Below are 19,801 nucleotides of genomic sequence, written 5' to 3' on the forward strand. Positions count from 1 at the left end.
AGCGTAGGGGACGCCGGGCAGTAGCCTGCGACGGTGCCATCAGAGCGACACGATGTGGCCGCGCCCCAGTTTGTGGCCGCGCTCGGCGCCGCCATGGCAGCGGCGAACTATCCGGTCACGATGGTGCGCGCGGTAATGGAAGAGACCGCGCGCGCGTACGGCCTCGACCACGAGTTTCTCGCGTTGCCCAACTACGTGCAGGTGGGCAGCGCCACCGGTGAGGGCATCTATATCGCCAACCCCGATTTCACTGTGCGCTACGACCAGTCCTTCCCGCTGGCGACGTTGGTGGCACGAGCGCCGTCGGGGACTGTCACCCCCGCCGACGGCATGGCCGAGCTCCAGCGAATTCGTCACCTGGACAAGCGTTTTCCGGTCTGGATCACAATTCTCGGCTATGCGGTGCAGAGCATCGGGCTGGCGCTGATTTTGCAGCCGACGCCGTGGAGTCTATTCGGTGCCGCGATCCTTGGTCTGCTCGTCGGCGGGCTGAGCGTGATCGGTCGCCGCAACGAGGCCATCGGCTACATGCTGCCGACCGTGTGCGCGTTCCTTGTCGCATACATCGTGTTCACGTTCGAAAACAGATGGCACGTCGGGACCGATAGCCTGCGCGCGCTCGCGGCACCCCTTGCGGCCTTTCTTCCTGGCGCGGCGATCACGCTCGCGGTCATCGAGCTGGCCACCCACCATGTGGTGTCCGGCGCCAGCCGGCTCGTCGCCGGATTCATGCAGATCGCTCAGCTGGCCTTCGGCATCCTGATCGCGGCTCAGGTCGCGGGCATCGCCGACACCGACCTCGTCACGACCCAGTTCAACCGGCTCGGCCCGTGGGCGCCGTTCCTCGGGGTGCTGGTGTACGGCTTCGGGATATGGCTGAACTTCGCTCCCCCGACGAAGTTCCTGCCGTGGATGGTGCTGATGCTGTACATCGCCTATGGCGGCCAGTGGGTCGGGAATGCCGTGCTCGGCAGCTACGCCAGCGGGTTCGGCGGTGGCCTGACGCTGATCCTGTTTGCGCTGGCCATATCCCACCGCCCCTACACCCCACCGACCATGTCACTGGTCGTGCCGGGATTCTGGCTGCTGGTCCCGGGCTCATTGGGCTTCATGGGCGTCACGCAACTGCTCGGCACGCACAGCACCGCGGTCTTCACCGCGACGCTGATTTCGATGATGTCGATCGCCGTTGGCGTGCAGACCGGGCTGCTGCTGTGGCGGGCAGCGATCCAGCTGACGTCGTCACCGAACAGGCGGGCCTTCCATGATTGACGTGACGCAGCGACGGGCCGCCGACGCGTGGTTCCTTGATCGCGGTCTGCCCGCGGTATTGCGGCCGGGCGCCCTGGTTCGACGGCTGTGGCCGCGATCGGCGCCGGTACTGGCGGGCTTCGCGGTCTTCATGGTGAACTCCGCGCTCGTCGTCGGGATCACCGGTAAACACACCATCGACATCGATGGTCATCCGACGCGCACGGAATGGTTCGTGCTGGCGCTGGTGGTTCTTGTGCTGCCTATTGCGGTGGTGGTGGGTTGGTTGGTCTCGCGTATCGCGACCGTGCGCGGTCGGACGGTGGCGGCGACGGTCGCGGTGTCGTCCGCCATCGCAGGCGGCGTCCTTGGCGGACCAAGCCCGCGGGTGTTCATCGATTTGGTTTTCGAGGCCATCGTGATCGCCGCGATACTGGCGCTGACCGCGTCCGGCGCAGGCTCAATTCTGGGCTGGGCAGTGCAGATGACGACGTCGAACCTCGCCGCGGCGGGATCGATGGTGACCCGCGCGCTGCCCCTGCTGTTGTTGACGATTCTGGTGTTCTTCAACTCTCCGGTCTGGCTGATGGCCGCCACCATCTCGCGCCAACGGCTATGGCTGGCGCTGTTGTTCCTCGCACTCATCGCGGCGGTGTTCGTGGTCTCCGTGACACGCGACCAGGTGATGCCGATGATGGAGTCGGATGAGCCGGCACGCGGTGACTCAGAACTGTTGGCGGGCACGCCATTCGAGACAATGGCCGATCCCCCCACGGCCCGGCCGTTGGGCCGGGTGGAGCGGATCAATGTCATGTTTGTCGTCGCCGCATCGCAACTCAGCCAGATCCTGATCATCGCGTCGATGACCTCACTGATATTCCTGATCCTCGGCCTCATCCTGCTGTCCCCGGAACTGCTTGCGGTATGGACACGCAACGGTCGCAGCGACGGATCCGTGCTAGGCATGACGATCCCCGTGCCGGATTCGTTGATACAAATCACGTTTTTCCTTGGCGCGCTGACGTTTATGTACATCAGCGCGCGCACGGTCAGCGATGCCGAATACCGCACCCGGTTCTTCGATCCGCTCATTGATGATGTGCAGCTGACGTTGCGGGCGCGCGATCGGTATCGCGCCGCGGTGGCTGCGCCCTGAGTCGTAAAGCTATTAACTACCGCCAGCGTGCGTGTCTGCCCGTCAACACGCCGCTAATTGCGTACATTTCGTGCACGCTCGCGGCCGTCGAGCGCTACGTTCCACCCATGACTGACGATGACGTCAACACGGTCGCCGGCGTCTTCGGCAAGCGTTACGGCGAGGTGTTGCTCGTCAGCATCACCGAGTCCGGCCCCGAAGCAACCGTCTACAACACGTTCCCGCTCAATGACTGCCCGGCAGAGTTGTGGGATGCGCTCGATGCGCAAGCGATCGCGACCGAGAATGGGGCCGCGGCCGCATTCCTCAACGGTCCGCGCTACTGGCTGATGAGCAGCATCGGAAAGCAAAGCCGAGAACCGCAGGAGCACAAGAGCTTTGGCGGGCTCGAGATGATCCGACAGGCGACAGTGCAGCTGGCATCGATGAATCCAGCGCCGTACCAAGTGAATCGAGTCGATCGCAAAGCGGTTTTCGTGTTCGATGCTGGCCGTGAAATCTACGAACTCATCGATCCCGACGCCAGGCGCTGGGTGATGCAGACGTACAGCCAGACCGTCGACCGCGGTCTCACGCTCGCGGACCTGCGCGGCCTCGAGAACCGACTTTCATTGCCGGATGGCTGGCGTTACGAGCCGAGGATTCCGTCGACGCCGCTGCGCGTCGACACGACGAACACCGACGCCTGCGTGACCCAGGACGACTTGGCGAACTCCTACTCGCTGCAGACCTAGAGGTACTGACCCAGGTTGCTCTCGGTGTCGATGGCGCGGCTGGCGCTCGAGGACTTGCCGGTGACCAGCGTGCGGATGTAGACGATCCGCTCGCCCTTCTTACCCGAAATCCGTGCCCAGTCATCGGGATTGGTGGTGTTGGGCAGATCCTCGTTCTCGGCGAACTCGTCGACGATCGAGTCGAGCAGGTGCTGGATGCGCAGACCGGGCTGACCGGTCTCCAGCACCGACTTGATCGCGTTCTTCTTCGCCCGATCGACGACGTTCTGGATCATCGCGCCGGAGTTGAAGTCCTTGAAGTACATGACTTCCTTGTCACCGTTGGCGTAGGTGACCTCCAGGAACCGGTTGTCGTCGATCTCGGCGTACATCCGGTCGACGACCTTTTCGATCATCGCCTTCAGGCAGGCCGCCCGGTCGCCGCCGAACTCGGCGAGATCATCGGCGTGCACCGGCAGTTCCTCGGTCAGGTACTTGCTGAAGATGTCTTGTGCCGCTTCGGCATCCGGGCGCTCGATCTTGATCTTGACGTCGAGGCGGCCGGGCCGCAGGATCGCCGGGTCGATCATGTCTTCGCGGTTGGAGGCGCCGATCACGATGACGTTCTCCAGGCCCTCGACACCGTCGATCTCCGAAAGCAGCTGCGGGACAACGGTCGTCTCCACATCCGACGAAACACCCGTGCCGCGGGTGCGGAAGATCGAGTCCATCTCGTCGAAGAACACGATCACCGGGGTGCCTTCGGAGGCCTTTTCACGGGCCCGCTGGAAGATCAGCCGGATGTGACGCTCGGTCTCACCGACGAACTTGTTCAGCAGCTCCGGGCCCTTGATGTTGAGGAAGTAGGACTTCGCCTCGCGAGCGTCGTCACCACGCACCTCGGCCATCTTCTTGGCCAGCGAGTTCGCCACTGCCTTGGCGATCAGCGTCTTACCACAGCCGGGAGGGCCGTAGAGCAGCACACCCTTGGGCGGCCGCAGCGAGTACTCGCGGTAGAGCTCCTTGTGCAGGAAAGGCAACTCGACAGCGTCGCGGATCTGCTCGATCTGCCTGCCGAGGCCGCCGATGTCGTTGTAGCTGACGTCGGGCACCTCTTCGAGCACCAGATCCTCGACCTCGGCCTTGGGGATGCGCTCGAACGCGTACCCGGCCTTGGTATCGACGAGCAGCGAGTCGCCGGGGCGCAGCTTGCGCGGCCGGTGGTCGTCGTCGTCGTCGATCACCTCGAGTTCAGGCAGGAACTCGGCAGCCACCAACGGTTCGGCCAGCCAGACGATGCGCTCCTCGTCGGCGTGGCCAACCACGAGCGCGCGGTGCCCGTCGGACAGGATTTCGCGCAGCGTGCTGATCTCGCCGACCGCCTCGTAGTTGCCGGCCTCGACAACCGTCAGCGCCTCGTTCAACCGAACGGTCTGGCCCTGCTTGAGCGTCTTGGTGTCGATGTTCGGGGAGCACGTCAGCCGCATCTTGCGGCCGGAGGTGAACACGTCGACGGTGTCGTCGTCCTGCACGCCAAGGAGCACGCCGTAACCGCTCGGCGGCTGACCCAGCCGGTCGACCTCCTCGCGCAACGCCAGCAACTGCTGACGGGCCTCTTTAAGAGTTTCCATTAGTTTCGCGTTGCGGGCGGCAAGCGAGTCGATCCTGGCCTCGAGCTGGTGCACATCGCGGGCGCTGCGTAGTCCACTTTGCGGACCTACGGCGTTCTCCAGTTGCTCGCGCAGAAGCGCGGCTTCGCGTCGCAGTTCCTCTAACTCGGCGGCATCATCGCTGGACATCGGTGTGCCGAACGCTTCAGAACGCTCTGACTCATTCATGTTGCGCCCCTTCCCGCACCGAAAGTTGGTGCAGTAACAACTTCAACGCTACCGGCGATTCAGCCATAGTGTGCGGTGTAGGAATTCGACACACCAGCAACACTTGTTAACCTCTCTGATGAGTTGGGCCGATCGAAAGGACAATCGTGACCCTGAAATCCCTCGTTACCGGCGTGGCGGCAGCCGCTCTGGTGGGCGGTGCGGCGGCAGGTGTGACTTCCATTGCATCCCCCGCTGGATCGCAGGCGCCAGCCGTGCAACCGGTCGTGTGGGACATCCCGATGCCGCAGGCGCCGGCGCCGGACTTGCAGAAACCACTGCTGCTGACGCTGCAGGCGCTCGGTGCGCCTGGCTTGTCTGCGAGCAAGGCGCCCTACATCCAGGGCGGCATCGGCAGGATCGAAGGCCGGGTCGCTGATACGAAGTTGCGCCAGGCGCAGGCCGACGGCAAGTTCCCCCTGTCGTTCACCCTGGCGAACATCGACCAGAACGGTGACATAGTCACCGCCGACGTGACCGCCACAGCGGCCACTGGCGGAGTCGCCACCCAGAACATCGAGTTCGTGCCTGGTCCCAGCCCCACGGGCTGGCAGATGTCCAAGCAGTCGCTCATGGCGTTGATGTCGGCTGTCTCTTAGGCGGTTAGTGCAACGCAGGAGTGCCGCAATCCTGGGCGCCGTCACGTTAGTGGCGGCGCTCGGGCTTAGCGGGTGTAGCGACGACTCCAGTTCAGTACCCAGCCCGACGCCCTTCCCGCTCAGCCGGCCCCCGACGGTTCCGCCGCCGGCCACCGAGACTGGTGCGCCGTTGCCGCCGGCGGCCACGCTGACCGACGTGATGGGTCGATTGTCAGACCCGAACGTCCCCGGCACCGACAAGATCGGTCTGGTCCAATACGGCACGCCTGCCGACGCAGCGGCGCTGGACAGATTCGCCAAGGCGCTCCACGACAGCGGCTATGCGCCGTTGACCTTCGACGCCACCGACATGACGTGGGCACAGGACCAACCCGGCAACGTCATTGCCAACATCACCATGAAGCCGGGCGGACCGCAGGCAACCGGCAAGGACATGAAGTTCCCGATGGAGTTCGCCCCGCAGCAGGACAACTGGCAGCTGACCCGGCAGACGGCGGACTTGCTGCTCCAGATGGGTCAGCAGCCACCGGCCGCCGCCACGCCGACCCCCACCCGGTGAGCGCGCAGGCGTGTGGATCGGCTGGCTGGAATTCGACCTGCTGCTCGGTGATGTGCATTCCCTGAAACAGAAGCGCTCGGTCATCCGTCCGGTGATTGCCGAATTGCAACGCAGATTCGCGGTGTCCGCGGCCGAGACCGGCGCCCAGGACTTGCACCGTCGCGCGAGCATCGGCATCGCCGTGGTGTCTGCCGATCGACATCATGTCGTCGACGTGCTTGACGCCGCCGAGCGTCTGGTCGCGTCACGACCGGAGATGGACTTGCTCTCGACCCGCCGCGGTCTGCGTCGCAACACCGACGACTAAATGCCGCCGCCCAGCTGACGCTTGCGTCGCAGCGGCATCGGCGCGACGGCCCCCGGCGCCAATTTGCGCACGCTGATCAGAAACGCCGTATGCCCGCGCATCGTGTGCTGTGGGCGCACCGCGAGGCCGACCACATGCCATCCGCGTTGCATGCTTTCCCACGCGCGCGGCTCCGTCCAGCACTGCTGCTCGCGCAGCGCCTCGACGGTGCGCGACAACTGCGTGACGGTCGCCACGTAGATCATCAGCACCCCACCCGCCACAAGGGCGTTGCCGACGGCCTCGAGGACCTCCCACGGCGCCAGCATGTCGAGTACGACGCGGTCCACCTCTGCTCCGGCGTAGTCGGCCAGATCGGCAGCGACGAGGTCCCAGTTGGCCGGGCGCTCACCGAAGAACGTTTCGACGTTGCGCACCGCGTGCTCGGCGTGGTCGTCGCGCACCTCGTAGGACGTCACGCGGCCCTCGGGTCCCACGGCGCGCAGCAGCGAGCACGTCAGCGCGCCCGATCCGGCGCCAGCCTCGAGCACGCGCGCTCCGGGAAAGATGTCGCCCTCGTGCACAATCTGAGCGGCGTCCTTGGGGTAGACGACCTGCGCGCCGCGTGGCATCGACATCACGTAGTCGACAAGCAGTGGGCGCAGGACCAGGAACTGGTCGCCGCTGGTCGACTTCACTACGCTGCCTTCCGGCAGCCCGATGACGGTGTCGAGCGCGATGATGCCGCGATGGGTGTGGAACTCGCCGCCAGGCGTCAACACCATCGTGTAGTGGCGGCCCTTCGCGTCAGTCAGCTGTACGCGGTCGCCGACTTCGAACGGACCGGTCCTTGGCACAGCTGACCAGCCTGCCAGTAGACGCGCCGAGACGGGTGCGCGGGGTTGCGCAAGTTTGTCGGGGCACGGTCATACGCTGCTTACATGAGTGACGAGACGGTACCGCCCGTCCGTCGGCCTGCGCTGTCACCGTCGCGGGCCAGTGACTTCAAGCAGTGCCCACTGTTGTACCGGTTCCGGGCCATCGACCGGCTGCCCGAGCCGGCATCCACCGCGCAGGTCCGCGGTTCGGTCGTGCACGCGGCCCTCGAGCAGCTGTACGGCCTACCGGCACAACAGCGCGGTCGCGATACCGCGATGACGCTCGTAGGCCCGGCGTGGGACAGGGTGGTGGCCGCACAACCGGAGCTGTCGGCCGAGATCGAACCGGCGCTGAAAGCCGAGCTGCTCGACGAGGCGCGCGCACTGTTGTCGGGCTATTACCGCCTCGAGGACCCGACGCGGTTCGACCCGCAAAGCTGCGAACAGCGCGTCGAGGTCGAGCTGGAGGACGGCACGCTCCTGCGCGGGTTCGTCGACCGCATCGACGTCGCGCCCACTGGCGAACTACGGGTCGTCGACTACAAGACCGGCAAGGCACCACCCGAGGCGCGGGCGCTGGCCGAGTTCAAGGCGATGTTCCAGATGAAGTTCTATGCGGTTGCGCTTCTGCGATCGCGGGGTGTGCTGCCGGCGCGGCTGCGGCTGCTGTATTTGTCCGACGGTCAGGTGCTCGACTACACGCCGGATCTCGACGAGCTGCTGCGGTTCGAGAAGACGCTGATGGCGATCTGGCGGGCGATCCAATCTGCCGGTGTCACAGGCGATTTCAGGCCAAATCCGTCGCGGCTGTGTGACTGGTGTGCGCATCATTCGCGCTGTCCGGTTTTTGGTGGCACTCCCCCGCCGTACCCCGGTTGGCCGGAGGTTCCCGACGAGGGCGATGATGACACCGTGTTGCATGCCTCGGAGCCCGCTGCGTGATCGATTGTCTCTACCGGCGGCTGCCTGACGACGGTGGATTTCAAATGTTCGAGTCCACCGACGGAACGCGCAGTAACTGGGATCCCGAAATCCAGCACGGCTCACCGCCTCTCGCGCTGATGACGAAGCTGATCGAGGAGCTCGCCGCTGGATCCGGGCTGCGCGTCGGGCGGCTGACCCTGGACATCCTCGGTGCCATCCCAGTGACGACGGTACGGGCGCATGCCTGGGTGGAGCGTCCCGGCTCCCGCATTTCGATCATGGTCGCCGAGATGTTGGCACCCAAGCCTGACGGCAGTGAGCGGCCGGTCGCCAGAGTGACCGGATGGTTGCTCGCCACCAGCGACACCGCCGATGCGGTGACGGATCGCTATCCCCCACTGGTGGAAGGGGATTCGGTCCCCGTGCCGCACAGTTGGGAGGATGCCAAGGGATACCTCGAGACGGTGTGCTGGCGCAAACAGTATGTCCCCGAAGACAACACACCGGTGGCGTGGTTGAGCCCGCTGGTTCCCGTCGTCGATTCGGAGCCGGTGACGGATCTGCAGCGGCTCGCGATGGTGGCCGATTCGGTGAACGGCGTCGGGGCGGCGCTGGATCCGGACAAGTTCGTGTTCATGAACACCGACACCGTCGTCCACCTGCACCGGTTGCCCGAAGGCAACGACTTCGGGCTGCGCGCACGCGGATCGATCGGCCCGGATGGCGTCGGCGTCACCACCGCGGACCTCTTTGACCGCCACGGGTTTATCGGCACCGTGGCGCAGACGCTGCTAGTGCAACGCCGCCTCTGATCTGTATATGTGCTTGCATCTATATAGACGCAGTGCAATACTCGGGTCATGGACGTCTTCGAAGCAGTCGCCGAGCCAAGCCGGCGCGCGCTGCTCGACGCGCTCATCGATGGTGAGCGCACCGCGGGTGAGCTCGTCGCGACGCTGCCCGGCCTGACACAGCCCACGGTGTCACGACACCTGCGCGTGCTGCGCGAAGTGGGCCTCGTCGAGGTCCGACCGGATGCGCAGCGCCGGATCTACGCACTGCGGGCCGACGGGCTGGTCGCCATCGACGACTGGATCAACCGCTACCGCCGCTACTGGACGGATCACCTCGACGCCCTGGAGCGGCATCTGGAACGCAAACACAAGGAGTCACGATGAGCGAGCGCGACGGACGATTGATCGTCGACGGCGACCGCGCGATGTTGGATTTCGAACGCCGCCTGCCCTTTCCGATCGAAGCGGTGTGGTCGGCGATCACCGACCCACACGAACGCGAGCAATGGTTCGGCGCAACCACGATCGAGCCGCGCGAGGGCGGCACCATCGACATGGTCGCGACCGGTCCGCCGCTGCCGCCGGAGCGCAAGCGAATGACCGGTCGCATCCTGGTGTGGGATCCGCCGCACGTGCTCGAACACGAGTGGAAGCAGCCGATTGTCGAGGACGGTGTGGTGCGCTACGAACTCACCGCCGATGGCGACGCCACGGTGCTGCGGTTCACCCATCGGGGGCTCGGCGCCCGCAACGCATCCGGATTCTTCGGCGGCACCCACGCCTACCTGGATCGGCTGGAGGCCTACCTGTCCGGCGACGAGTTGCCGGACTGGACCAGCCGTCGCCTGGAAATCAACCAACGATTGGAAGCGAACTGATATGTCGCACAACGGTTTTGATATCGCCGCCCCGTCCATGGCCATCGCCTACTACTCGGGCTTCGGTCACACCGCCGCGCTCGCCGAAGCCGTCGCCGGCGGTGCGCGAGAAGCCGGCGCAGCCGTCAGCGTGATCGCGGTCGACCGCATCACAGAAGAGGAATGGGACATCCTCGATGCCGCGGACGGCATCGTATTCGGCAGCGCGACGTACATGGGCAATGTGTCGGCCGGATTTCAGACTTTCGCCGAACAGACCGGCAGGCGCTGCCTCAACGGCAGCTGGCGCGACAAGATCGCGGGCGGCTTCACGAACTCCGGCGCCAAGAGCGGCGACAAAGTCAACACTCTTGTATCGCTGGCGATCTTCGCGGCTCAACACCATATGCACTGGGTAAGCCTGGGTTTGGGCGCAGGCTGGAACAGCGCCGCGGGCAGCGAGAACGACCTCAACCGCCTCGGTTTCTGGCTCGGCGCGGGTGCGCAGACGGACGTGGACGCGAATGCCGACCAGGTGCACCCTTCGGATGTACAGACCTGCCGCCATCTCGGCTGGCGGGTCGCCGTGGTGACGCGGCAGCTGAAGGTCGGCCGCTCCACTACTGCAGCGGTTTCAACTCCTGCAGCATCGTCGGCACCAATTCACTGACCGTCGGGTGGATGTGCATGGTCCGCGAGATCGCGGTGTAGGGCTTCTTGGCAGTCATGATGTCAAGGATCGCGTGGATGACCTCATCACCACCGACACCCAGGATGGCGGCGCCGAGGATCTCTTCGGTCTCGGCGTCGACGACCACCTTCATGAAGCCCTGGGTCTCCCCCTTTTCGACAGCGCGCCCGACGCGTGTCATCGGCCGCTTGCCCACCAACGCTTTTCGGCCGGACCTGCGGACTTCGTCGACGGTCATGCCTGCCCGCCCGAGCGGCGGATCGATGTACAGCGCGTAGGTGGGAACGCGGTCGCTCACCCGTCGCGGGTCATCGTCGAGCAGGTTGGCCGCGACGATCTCGTAGTCGTTGTACGACGTATGGGTGAAGGCGCCACGACCGTTGCAGTCGCCCATCGCCCAGATGTGGTCGACGTTGGTCCGTAACTGGTCGTCGACGACGATGTTGCCCCGGGCGTCAGTCTCGACACCCGCCTTCTCCAGCCCGAGGTCGTCGGTGTTTGGTCGGCGTCCGACGGCCATCAGCAAGTGGGTGCCGGTGACCGGCTGGGCATCGTCGGCCGGAGTCACCTGAAAACCGCTGTCCTGCTTGGTGAATCGGATCGCGCTGGCATTCACGACCACGTCGATGCCTTCGGCTTCCAAAATCTCCTTCACCGTCGCCGAGACGTCTTCGTCTTCTCGTGACGTCAGCCTTGGACCCTTCTCGATCACGGTGACGCGCGCGCCGAACCGGCGGTACATCTGCGCGAACTCCAGCGCGATGTAACTGCCGCCGATGACCACCAGATGCTCTGGGACGGTGTCGAGTTCGAGGATGCCGACATTCGTCATGTAGTCGATCTCGGCCAGCCCCGGCATGTCCGGCGCCACCGCCCGGCCGCCGACGTTGAGAAAGATCTTGTCGGCCTCCAACACGCGCCCATCGACGCTGATGGTGTGGGGTCCCTCGAAGCGGGCGTGCCCGCGAATCAGAGTGCATCCCTTCATGCCCTCGAGCCACGATTCGACGCCGCTCCGGTCGTCGAGCATGATCTTGTCCTTGCGCGCCTTGACCTTGGCCATGTCGACCGTGATTTCGCCTGTGCCGACACCGTATTCGGCGCCGCGGCGGGATAGGTGCGCGGCGTGCGCGCTGGCCACCAGCGTCTTGGTCGGAATGCAGCCGGTGTTGACGCACGTCCCCCCGACCAGCTTGCGTTCGATCACCGCAACGGTCTGCCCCGCTTCGGTCAGCCTGGCCGCCAGCGGTGGGCCCGCCTGACCCGCACCGATGATGATCGCGTCGAATTTCTCGGTCATGGACGACTAGACGAGTGGAGCAAAGCTGACGAGGAAGGCGATCAGGAAGCCACCGCCGACGGCCACGACGTCTTCGCCGATCGCGACGGGGCGGTCATTGCCGCCGTTGGAGGCCACCAGCCGGCTGCGGGCTTCGGCTCCGCCCAGTGTCCCGAGAACCGCGCCGATGATGCCGGCGCCCATCCCGATGAAGGTGTGGTGCGACACGCTGCCAATGACCGCGCCGGCGAACGCACCAGTGAGCAGGCGGGTGGTGAACTGCGCCGGCGTCTTGCGGCTCGGCGTCTTGGGCAGCTGGTCGGTGACCAACTCGACGAGCAGGAAGATGGTCAGCACGGTCACGGTGATCGGATGAGCCACCCACTCCGACCATTTGCCGTCGACGTCGATCCAGCCGAGAAATGCGCCCCAGGAGACCACCGCCGGTGCGGTCAGCGCGCGTAGACCGGCGATGACACCGATCAGCACCGCGAGCACGATAACGACGACCTGCGTCATGGCAACCTCCGGAGCGCGAAAAGGACACCCGGACGCTAACACGCACCAGGTAACGCAGCCCGGTGAATCAGAAGCGGCAGAACCGAATATCGGAAGCCAGAATCGCCTTGGCGCCGATCGATGCGAGTTCGTCCATGATCGCGTTGACATCTCGACGCGGAACCAGTGCGCGCACGGCCACCCAGGCCGGATCGGCGAGTGGGGCGATCGTCGGGGATTCGAGTCCCGGTGTCACAGCGCTGGCCTCGTCGAGCACGCTACGCGGGCAGTCATAGTCCAGCATCAGGTACTGCTGGCCGAACACCACACCCTGCACCCGGCCTGCTAATTGGTCGCGTCCGGCGGCGTGCTCGTCGCTGGCGTCCTCACGTTCGATGAGGACCGCCTCCGAATCACACAGCGGCTCACCGAACGCCACCAGATCGTGCAGTGACAGCGTGCGACCGGAACCGACCACGTCGGCGATCGCGTCGGCGACGCCGAGCTGCACCGAAATCTCCACTGCGCCATCGAGTCGGATCACGGTGGCGTCAATCCCCCTCTGCGCCAAGTCTTTTCGCACCAGATTGGGAAAAGCAGTCGCAATCCGCTTGCCCGCGAGGTCCTCGACGCGCCACGGGCGCCCGGCGGGCGCGGCGTAGCGGAAGGTCGACGACCCGAAGCCGAGCGCCAGCCGCTCGCGAACCGGCGCGCCGGATTCCTGCGCGAGGTCGCGGCCCGTGATGCCGAGGTCAAGCTGGCCCGAGCCGACATAGATCGCAATGTCCTTGGGCCGCAGAAAGAAGAACTCGACGCTGTTGACCGGGTCGATGACGGTCAGGTCCTTCGGATCGGTGCGCCGCCGGTAACCGGCCTCCGACAGGATTTCGGCCGCCGATTCGGACAGCGTGCCCTTGTTGGGCACGGCGACGCGAAGGTTTCCGTTTCCGTTCGACGATGAGCCGCTCGGGCGAAGTGCAGACATCAGAGCTTGGCGTAGACGTCGTCGAGGGTCAGGCCGCGCGAGATCATCAGCACCTGCGTCCAGTACAGCAGCTGGCTGATTTCGTCGGCCAGCGCTTCGTCACCTTCGTGTTCGGCGGCCAGCCACACCTCGCCGGCCTCTTCGAGGATCTTCTTGCCCAGCCCGTGCACGCCGCCGTCGAGCGCGGCGACGGTGCCGCTACCCGCCGGCCGGGTGCGCGCCCGCTCCGTCAACTCGGCGAAGAGGGCGTCGAAGGTTTTCACGGGACGCGATTGTTTCACGTGCTGTTCCCCGCGGTCACGCGGGTTAACCGAGAAGCGTCAGGTCTTCGCTGGGTGCGCTTCGTGATGCACCGCGTCGCGTTGCATGTCTTCGAGGTGTTTGCCCTTGGTTTCTGCGACCCATCGCCAAACGAAGATGAACGACAGCACCGCGCACAACGCGTAGAACCCGTACGCCAATCCGAGCACGTTGCGCAGCCCTGGGAAGGTCACCGTGATCACCCAGTTGGCCGCCCATTGGCCGGCCGCGGCCAGCCCGAGGGCAGCACCCCGGATGCGGTTCGGGAACATTTCACCCAGCAGCACCCACACCACGGGGCCCCACGACATCCCGAAGGCCACCACGAACAAGTTGGCGGCAACGAGGGCGATCGGGCCGGCAACGGGGCCGAGGTGAGGCTTTCCGTCGATGATTTCGGCTGTTTGAAAGACGACCGCCATCGTCGCCAACATGACCGCCATGCCGCTGGAGCCGACCAGGAGCAGCGGCTTGCGCCCGACCTTATCGATCAGCGCGATCGCAATCAGCGTCGTCAAGATGTTTGTAATCGACGTGATCACAGTGATCGTGAACGAGGAGCTCTCCTTGAAACCGACCGCCTCCCACAGCACGTTGGAGTAGTAGAAGATCACGTTGATGCCGACGAACTGCTGGAAGACCGAGAGTCCGACACCGACCCACACGATTCCGTAAAGGCCGCCGGTCGGCTTGCGCAGATCGCGCCACGACGGCGGCTTCTCGGACTTCAACGACTCCTGGATGCGAGTGATCGTGAGCTCCAGGTTCTTCTCGCCCAGCAACATCGTGAGAACTCGGCGGGCTTCCGGAATCCGGAATTTTGCAACGAGATAACGCGGCGACTCGGGGATCGTGAAGGCCAGGCCGCCGTACAGAACGGCAGGCACCACCATCACGAGGAACATCCAGCGCCACGCTGCCAACCCCAGCCACAACTCCTCACGCGATCCTCCGGCGAGGTGGGCCAGCAGATAGTCCACCGCCAGCGATAGGAAGATTCCGGTCACGATCGCCAATTGCTGCAGCGAGCCGAGCCGACCACGGATGCGTGGCGGTGAGGTCTCGGCAATGTAGGCGGGTGCGATGACGGACGCCACTCCCACCCCGATGCCGCCGACGACGCGGAAGATCACCACCAACCACACGTTGGGCGCAAGACCCGTGCCGATCGCACTGATCAGGAACAGGACGGCGGCGATCTTCATGACGGACAGTCGGCCTATCCGGTCGGCGAGCCGGCCAGCCGTCACGGCGCCGAGTGCGGCGCCCAGCAGAGCCGAGGCGACCGCGAAGCCGAGGGTGGTGTTGCCGATGCCGAAGTCCTCTTGAATCGACGAGACAGCGCCGTTGATCACCGCGCTGTCGTAGCCGAAGAGAAAGCCGCCCAGAGCGGCGACGGAAGCGATCAGGACCACCCGGCCGCTGTGTTCGGATTCCTCGTAGTCCAAGCCGGATGCAGAATCACCAACGGGTCCGTGAGTCATGTGACGCCCTTCCGCAGCACTGCGTGACGAGAATCACATTCAATCACTCACTCCCGCGTCAGGCGGTGCGTTCGCCGAACTGTACGAGTTCTGCATGCACGCGCCGCAGATCGGCCGCGCCGATGCCGACCAGTGAGCGAACATGGCGGCGACGCGGGCCGGTGGGCACAGCTACGTCGTTGGGCACCACCAACACCGGACAACCTGCGCCTTCGGCTGCCGCTGTACCCGTAACCGAGTCCTCAATGGCCAGGCAGAGAACCGGTGGCAGGTCCAGCAATTCTGCTGCCCGTAGGTAAAGATCGGGCGCGGGTTTGCCCTGCGGCACCTCGTCGGCGCAGACAGTCGCCGAAAAGTAGTGGCGGCCAATGCTGTTCAACGCCCTGTCGGTGAGTGCGCGCGCAGTGTTGGTAACCAGCGCCATCGGAATTCCTTCGGCGGCAAGCGATTTCAACAACTCCTGCGCACCGTCACACCACGGCAGTCCACGGTCGAACAGGTCCGCCGTGTAGTCGTGCAGCCAACGAATGGACTCCGCCATCGCAACTGGATCCGGCTGCAGGCCGAGGTCGGCATACACCGTCTGCATGGTGTCTTCGGCCGAACCGCCGACCATCGACGTACGCACTTCGTGGGTCAGCCGGCCACCGAGATGTTCGTACAGCGCCGCCAGCGAGATATCCCAGAGCTTTTCGGAGTCGACGAGCGTGCCATCCATGTCGAACAGCACCGCTTGCATGTCCCCGATTGTGTCAGAGCTCTTGCCTAGGGTGAAATCATGACGATTCTCGTGACCGGCGCCACAGGAAACATCGGCCGATGCACCGTCGATCACCTGATCGACCTGGGCGCCAACGACATCCGTGAATTGACGAAGAACCCGGCCGAGCAGTTCCGCTGACTCAGTCCTCCGGGTTGTAGCCGAGGTTGGGGGCGAGCCAGCGTTCCGCTTCGACCAGGGTCCAGCCCTTGCGCCTCGCGTAGTCGGCGACCTGATCCTGGGCCAACCGGCCGACCACGAAGTACTGCGACTGCGGGTGCGAGAAGTACCAGCCGCTGACGGCAGCACCGGGCCACATCGCCATCGACTCGGTCAGCTCGATGCCCGTGCGCTCGCGGACGTCCATCAGCTTCCAGAGCGTCACCTTCTCGGTGTGCTCCGGGCAGGCGGGGTAGCCGGGGGCCGGGCGGATTCCCACGTACTTCTCACCGATGAGCGCCTCGTTGTCCAGCTGCTCGTCAGGCTGGTATCCCCAGAACTCCTTGCGGACGCGTTCGTGCATCCGTTCGGCGAACGCCTCCGCCAGCCGGTCGGCGATCGATTCCAGCAGGATCGCGCTGTAGTCGTCGAGGGCCGCCTTGAACTCCGCGATCTTCTCCCGGCTGCCGAGCCCGGAGGTGACCGCGAAGGCGCCGACGTAGTCCGCCAGACCGGTGTCCTTGGGCGCGACGAAGTCGCCCAGCGACCGGTTCGGGATGCCCTCGCGGTGCTCGCCCTGCTGGCGCAGATTGTGCAACGTGGTCAACACCTCGGTACGGCTCTCGTCGGTGTACACCTCGATGTCGTCGCCGACCGCGTTGGCCGGGAAGAACCCGATGACCCCGTTGGCGGTCAGCCACTTCTCCTTGATCAGGGTGTCGAGCATCTCCTGCGCGTCGTCATACAGCTTGCGAGCAGCCTCGCCCGAGGCCGGGTTGTTCAGGATGTCCGGGAATCTGCCCTTCATCTCCCAGGCGTTGAAGAACGGCTGCCAGTCGATGTACTCGCGCAGCTCCGATAGGTCATAGTCATGAAAATCCCGCACGCCGAGGCCCTGGGCAGGCGCCGGCGGCTGGTAGCCGTCCCACTCGATCGGCGTCCGGTTGGCGCGGGCCATCTGGAGCGTCAGCATCGGCCGCTCGTTCTTATGGGCGTGCCGTTCGCGAAGCGACGCGTAGTCCTTCTCGGTCGCCTCCAGCAGGGCAGGCCGCTGCTTGTCGTCGAGCAGCGCTGCAGCGACCGGGACCGAGCGGGAAGCGTCCTTGACCCAGACCACCGGACCGCTACGACGCGGCGCCACTTTCACGGCCGTGTGAGCGCGCGAGGTGGTTGCGCCGCCGATCAGCAGCGGGATCTCCAGGCCCTGGCGTTCCATCTCGGCGGCGAAGTTGACCATCTCGTCCAGGGACGGGGTGATCAGCCCGGACAGCCCGATGATGTCGGCGCCGTGCTCCGCGGCCGCGTCCAGGATCTTCTGGGCGGGCACCATCACACCGAGGTCGATCACTTCGAAGTTGTTGCACTGCAAGACAACCCCGACGATGTTTTTGCCAATGTCATGGACGTCGCCCTTCACCGTCGCCATGATGATCGTGCCGTTGGTGTCTTTACCCGCAGCAGCGCCCGACTCCACTTTCTCCGCCTCGATGAACGGCAGCAGATACGCCACGGCCTTCTTCATCACCCTGGCCGACTTCACGACCTGGGGCAGGAACATCTTGCCCGAGCCGAAAAGGTCGCCGACGACATTCATGCCGTCCATCAGCGGGCCCTCGATCACCTCGATCGGCCGACCACCCGCAGCCGCGATCTCGGCCCGCAATTCCTCAGTGTCGGCGTCGACGTGGGCGTCGATGCCCTTGACCAGGGCGTGCGTGATCCGCTCGCGGACCGGCAGACCGCGCCACTCGGCTGCGGCCGGGTCCTCGCCCTTCTCCGAGCTGTTGAACCGTTCGGCGATCTCCAGGAGCCTTTCGGCCGCATCCTCGCGACGATTCAGAACGACGTCCTCGATGCGGTCCCGCAGCTCGGGGTCGATCGAGTCGTAGGGCACCAGGGCACCCGCGTTGACAATGCCCATGTCCAGGCCGGCCTTGATGGCGTGGAACAGGAACACCGAATGGATCGCCTCGCGGACGGGGTTGTTGCCGCGGAACGAGAACGACACGTTCGAGATACCGCCGGAGATGTGCACCCCCGGTAGGTTCTCCTTGATCCAGGAGCAGGCCTCGATGAAGTCGATCCCGTACGTCGCGTGCTCCTCGATACCCGTCGCGAGCGCAAAGCAGTTCGGGTCGAAGATGATGTCCTCGGGCGGAAAGCCGACCTCTTCGGTCAGGATCCGGTAGGCGCGTCCACAGATCTGGATGCGGCGCTCCAGATTGTCGGCCTGACCCTGTTCGTCGAAGGCCATCACGACAACGGCGGCGCCGTACTTGCGGCACAGCCGTGCCTCACGGATGAACTTCTCCTCGCCCTCCTTCATGGAGATCGAGTTGACGATCGGCTTGCCCTGCACGTTCTTCAGGCCCGCTTCGATGACCTCCCACTTGGAGGAGTCGATCATCACCGGGACGCGGCTGATGTCCGGCTCGGATGCGATCAGCTTGGTGAAGCGGTCCATCGCGGCGACGCCGTCGATCATGCCCTCGTCCATGTTGATGTCGATGACCTGTGCACCGACCTCGACCTGCTGCAGGGCCACCGACAGCGCGGTGTCGTAGTCCTCGGCTTTGATCAGGTTGCGGAACCGGGCGGAGCCGGTGATGTTGGTGCGCTCACCGATGTTCACGAACAGGGAGTCGTCGGTGATGTTGAGCGGCTCCAGGCCCGCGAGCCGGGTGGCCACCTCGATCTTCGGCACCTCACGTGGCGGCTTGCCGTCGACGACCTTGGCGATCTCGGCGATGTGCGCCGGTGTCGTTCCGCAGCAACCACCGACCAGGTTGACCAGGGCGGCCTCGGCAAAATCGGCGACGTAGCCGGCCTGACGCTTCGGGGACTCGTCGTATTCGCCGAAGGCGTTGGGCAGGCCGGCGTTCGGGTAGCAGGACACGAAAGTGTCTGCGATCCGCGACATCTCGGCGAGGTAGGGTCTCATCTCCGGCGCGCCAAGCGCACAGTTGAGACCCACCGCGAGCGGCTTGGCATGCCTGATCGAATTCCAGAACGCTTCGGTCACCTGACCGGATAGGGTCCGCCCGGACGCATCGGTGATGGTGCCCGAGATGATCACCGGCCAGCGGCGTCCGCGGTCCTCGAACAGCGTCTCGATGGCGAACACCGCGGCTTTGGCGTTCAGTGTGTCGAAGATGGTCTCGACGATCAGGAGGTCGGCGCCACCGTCGACCAGGCCTCTGGCGGCGTCGAGGTACGCGGAGACGAGCTGGTCGTAGGAGACGTTGCGGGCGCCGGGATCGTTGACGTCCGGCGAGATCGACGCGGTCCGCGTCGTCGGCCCGAGGGCGCCGGCGACGTAGCGCGGCTTGGACGGGGTGCTGAACTCGTCGCAGGCCTTGCGGGCAAGGACCGCGCCGGCGTAGTTCAGCTCATAGCCCAGCTCGGCCATGCCGTAGTCGGACAGCGAGACCGCGTTCGCGTTGAACGTGTTGGTCTCCAGGATGTCGGCGCCGGCCTCGAGGTACTCGCGGTGGATGCCCTCGATGATGTGGGGCTGCGTCAGGGTGAGCAGGTCGTTGTTGCCCACAAGATCGCTCGGCCAGTCCTTGAACCGCTCGCCGCGATAACCGGCCTCGTCCGGCCGGTCCCGCTGGATTGCCGTGCCCATGGCACCGTCGATCACCATGATCCGCTGGCGCAAAGCAGCCGTCAGTTCGCCGGTGCAGTCGGGACGGATGTTCGGCACGAAGTTGTTCGACTCAGAGCTCACATACGTTCCTTCCGTAGCGGA

20 protein-coding genes and 1 pseudogene are annotated in these 19,801 nt (G+C 65.1%); 12 read left to right on the forward strand and 9 right to left on the reverse strand.

What is annotated here, in order from left to right; translation table 11 throughout:
• Window positions 1–33 precede the first annotated feature (33 nt).
• The 3 genes from MYCSM_RS18140 (at window position 34) to MYCSM_RS18150 (ending at window position 3,141) form a co-directional block, all read left to right on the forward strand.
• A complete protein-coding gene (locus tag MYCSM_RS18140; protein ID WP_232425619.1) occupies window positions 34–1,272 on the forward strand; it encodes a threonine/serine ThrE exporter family protein in 1,239 nt (412 codons plus the stop codon).
• A complete protein-coding gene (locus MYCSM_RS18145; protein ID WP_015307620.1) occupies window positions 1,265–2,407 on the forward strand; it encodes a hypothetical protein in 1,143 nt (380 codons plus the stop codon). Before MYCSM_RS18140 ends, MYCSM_RS18145 begins: the two co-directional genes overlap by 8 nt.
• 107 nt (window positions 2,408–2,514) lie before the next feature.
• Complete coding sequence (locus MYCSM_RS18150) at window positions 2,515–3,141, forward strand: hypothetical protein (protein WP_015307621.1); 627 nt, start codon at window positions 2,515–2,517, stop codon at window positions 3,139–3,141.
• Here MYCSM_RS18150 and arc read toward each other — a convergent pair.
• Window positions 3,138–4,958, reverse strand: a complete 1,821-nt coding sequence (gene arc / locus MYCSM_RS18155; RefSeq protein WP_015307622.1) for a proteasome ATPase — start codon at window positions 4,956–4,958, stop codon at window positions 3,138–3,140. The two genes, MYCSM_RS18150 and arc, sit on opposite strands and share 4 nt — an antisense overlap.
• Window positions 4,959–5,104: 146 nt before the next feature.
• On the opposite strand from arc, the gene MYCSM_RS18160 reads away from it, so the two are divergent.
• Genes MYCSM_RS18160 through MYCSM_RS18170 form a run of 3 tightly spaced genes read left to right on the forward strand, consistent with a single transcriptional unit; the run spans window position 5,105 to window position 6,462 of the window.
• Complete coding sequence (locus tag MYCSM_RS18160) at window positions 5,105–5,596, forward strand: hypothetical protein (RefSeq protein WP_015307623.1); 492 nt, start codon at window positions 5,105–5,107, stop codon at window positions 5,594–5,596.
• A gap of 7 nt (window positions 5,597–5,603) precedes the next feature.
• Window positions 5,604–6,155, forward strand: a complete 552-nt coding sequence (locus MYCSM_RS18165) for a hypothetical protein (protein ID WP_015307624.1) — start codon at window positions 5,604–5,606, stop codon at window positions 6,153–6,155.
• A 10-nt stretch (window positions 6,156–6,165) separates the two neighbouring features.
• A complete protein-coding gene (locus tag MYCSM_RS18170; RefSeq protein WP_015307625.1) occupies window positions 6,166–6,462 on the forward strand; it encodes a DUF503 domain-containing protein in 297 nt (98 codons plus the stop codon).
• Here MYCSM_RS18170 and MYCSM_RS18175 read toward each other — a convergent pair.
• Complete coding sequence (locus MYCSM_RS18175) at window positions 6,459–7,298, reverse strand: tRNA (adenine-N1)-methyltransferase (RefSeq protein WP_015307626.1); 840 nt, start codon at window positions 7,296–7,298, stop codon at window positions 6,459–6,461. The genes MYCSM_RS18170 and MYCSM_RS18175 overlap by 4 nt on opposite strands.
• An 84-nt stretch (window positions 7,299–7,382) precedes the next feature.
• Between MYCSM_RS18175 and MYCSM_RS18180 the strand changes: the two genes are divergently transcribed.
• The 5 genes from MYCSM_RS18180 to MYCSM_RS18200 are packed head-to-tail and all read left to right on the forward strand — an operon-like array spanning window position 7,383 to window position 10,564.
• A complete protein-coding gene (locus tag MYCSM_RS18180; protein ID WP_015307627.1) occupies window positions 7,383–8,261 on the forward strand; it encodes a RecB family exonuclease in 879 nt (292 codons plus the stop codon).
• The gene (locus MYCSM_RS18185) at window positions 8,258–9,055 is read left to right on the forward strand and encodes a thioesterase family protein (RefSeq protein WP_015307628.1); all 798 of its coding nucleotides are present in this window, start codon (window positions 8,258–8,260) and stop codon (window positions 9,053–9,055) included. The genes MYCSM_RS18180 and MYCSM_RS18185 overlap by 4 nt, the downstream gene beginning before the upstream one ends.
• Window positions 9,056–9,103: 48 nt before the next feature.
• Window positions 9,104–9,421, forward strand: coding sequence for an ArsR/SmtB family transcription factor (locus tag MYCSM_RS18190; protein WP_015307629.1), 318 nt, complete (start codon window positions 9,104–9,106; stop codon window positions 9,419–9,421).
• Window positions 9,418–9,915, forward strand: a complete 498-nt coding sequence (locus MYCSM_RS18195; protein WP_015307630.1) for an SRPBCC family protein — start codon at window positions 9,418–9,420, stop codon at window positions 9,913–9,915. Before MYCSM_RS18190 ends, MYCSM_RS18195 begins: the two co-directional genes overlap by 4 nt.
• Window position 9,916: 1 nt before the next feature.
• Window positions 9,917–10,564 (forward strand): flavodoxin family protein, encoded by a 648-nt coding sequence (locus tag MYCSM_RS18200; RefSeq protein ID WP_015307631.1) that lies wholly within the window; start codon window positions 9,917–9,919, stop codon window positions 10,562–10,564.
• Here MYCSM_RS18200 and MYCSM_RS18205 read toward each other — a convergent pair.
• From MYCSM_RS18205 to MYCSM_RS18230, 6 genes are all read right to left on the reverse strand, one after another.
• A complete protein-coding gene (locus MYCSM_RS18205; RefSeq protein WP_015307632.1) occupies window positions 10,515–11,885 on the reverse strand; it encodes an FAD-containing oxidoreductase in 1,371 nt (456 codons plus the stop codon). The genes MYCSM_RS18200 and MYCSM_RS18205 overlap by 50 nt on opposite strands.
• Window positions 11,886–11,891: 6 nt before the next feature.
• Window positions 11,892–12,383 carry a DUF4126 family protein gene (locus tag MYCSM_RS18210; protein ID WP_015307633.1) on the reverse strand — a complete coding sequence of 164 codons (492 nt, stop codon included), beginning with the start codon at window positions 12,381–12,383 and terminating at the stop codon, window positions 11,892–11,894.
• 67 nt (window positions 12,384–12,450) lie between these two features.
• Window positions 12,451–13,347 carry an ATP phosphoribosyltransferase gene (hisG, locus tag MYCSM_RS18215; protein ID WP_015307634.1) on the reverse strand — a complete coding sequence of 299 codons (897 nt, stop codon included), beginning with the start codon at window positions 13,345–13,347 and terminating at the stop codon, window positions 12,451–12,453.
• Window positions 13,347–13,628, reverse strand: a complete 282-nt coding sequence (locus MYCSM_RS18220; RefSeq protein ID WP_015307635.1) for a phosphoribosyl-ATP diphosphatase — start codon at window positions 13,626–13,628, stop codon at window positions 13,347–13,349. The genes hisG and MYCSM_RS18220 overlap by 1 nt, the downstream gene beginning before the upstream one ends.
• Before the next feature lie 39 nt (window positions 13,629–13,667).
• Complete coding sequence (locus tag MYCSM_RS18225; protein ID WP_015307636.1) at window positions 13,668–15,131, reverse strand: sugar porter family MFS transporter; 1,464 nt, start codon at window positions 15,129–15,131, stop codon at window positions 13,668–13,670.
• A gap of 58 nt (window positions 15,132–15,189) precedes the next feature.
• Window positions 15,190–15,870 (reverse strand): HAD family hydrolase, encoded by a 681-nt coding sequence (locus MYCSM_RS18230; protein ID WP_015307637.1) that lies wholly within the window; start codon window positions 15,868–15,870, stop codon window positions 15,190–15,192.
• 39 nt (window positions 15,871–15,909) lie between these two features.
• Here MYCSM_RS18230 and MYCSM_RS38285 point away from each other — a divergent pair.
• Window positions 15,910–16,014, forward strand: a pseudogene (locus tag MYCSM_RS38285) (hydroxylase); the annotation flags it as partial.
• Between the two features lie 19 nt (window positions 16,015–16,033).
• Here MYCSM_RS38285 and metH read toward each other — a convergent pair.
• Window positions 16,034–19,780, reverse strand: coding sequence for a methionine synthase (gene metH, locus MYCSM_RS18240; RefSeq protein ID WP_015307638.1), 3,747 nt, complete (start codon window positions 19,778–19,780; stop codon window positions 16,034–16,036).
• Window positions 19,781–19,801: the final 21 nt, after the last annotated feature.

The sequence above is a fragment of the Mycobacterium sp. JS623 genome, from assembly GCF_000328565.1.
Classification (GTDB): domain Bacteria; phylum Actinomycetota; class Actinomycetes; order Mycobacteriales; family Mycobacteriaceae; genus Mycobacterium.

Coding starts and splice junctions, on each gene's coding strand:
- MYCSM_RS18195 (WP_015307630.1), top strand. CDS start 9,418: ATGAGCGAGCGCGACGGACGATTGATCGTCGACGGCGACCGCGCGATG.
- MYCSM_RS18145 (WP_015307620.1), top strand. CDS start 1,265: ATGATTGACGTGACGCAGCGACGGGCCGCCGACGCGTGGTTCCTTGAT.
- arc (WP_015307622.1), bottom strand. CDS start 4,958: ATGAATGAGTCAGAGCGTTCTGAAGCGTTCGGCACACCGATGTCCAGC.
- MYCSM_RS18180 (WP_015307627.1), top strand. CDS start 7,383: ATGAGTGACGAGACGGTACCGCCCGTCCGTCGGCCTGCGCTGTCACCG.
- MYCSM_RS18200 (WP_015307631.1), top strand. CDS start 9,917: ATGTCGCACAACGGTTTTGATATCGCCGCCCCGTCCATGGCCATCGCC.
- MYCSM_RS18210 (WP_015307633.1), bottom strand. CDS start 12,383: ATGACGCAGGTCGTCGTTATCGTGCTCGCGGTGCTGATCGGTGTCATC.
- MYCSM_RS18190 (WP_015307629.1), top strand. CDS start 9,104: ATGGACGTCTTCGAAGCAGTCGCCGAGCCAAGCCGGCGCGCGCTGCTC.
- MYCSM_RS18205 (WP_015307632.1), bottom strand. CDS start 11,885: ATGACCGAGAAATTCGACGCGATCATCATCGGTGCGGGTCAGGCGGGC.
- MYCSM_RS18230 (WP_015307637.1), bottom strand. CDS start 15,870: ATGCAAGCGGTGCTGTTCGACATGGATGGCACGCTCGTCGACTCCGAA.
- MYCSM_RS18150 (WP_015307621.1), top strand. CDS start 2,515: ATGACTGACGATGACGTCAACACGGTCGCCGGCGTCTTCGGCAAGCGT.
- MYCSM_RS18225 (WP_015307636.1), bottom strand. CDS start 15,131: ATGACTCACGGACCCGTTGGTGATTCTGCATCCGGCTTGGACTACGAG.
- hisG (WP_015307634.1), bottom strand. CDS start 13,347: ATGTCTGCACTTCGCCCGAGCGGCTCATCGTCGAACGGAAACGGAAAC.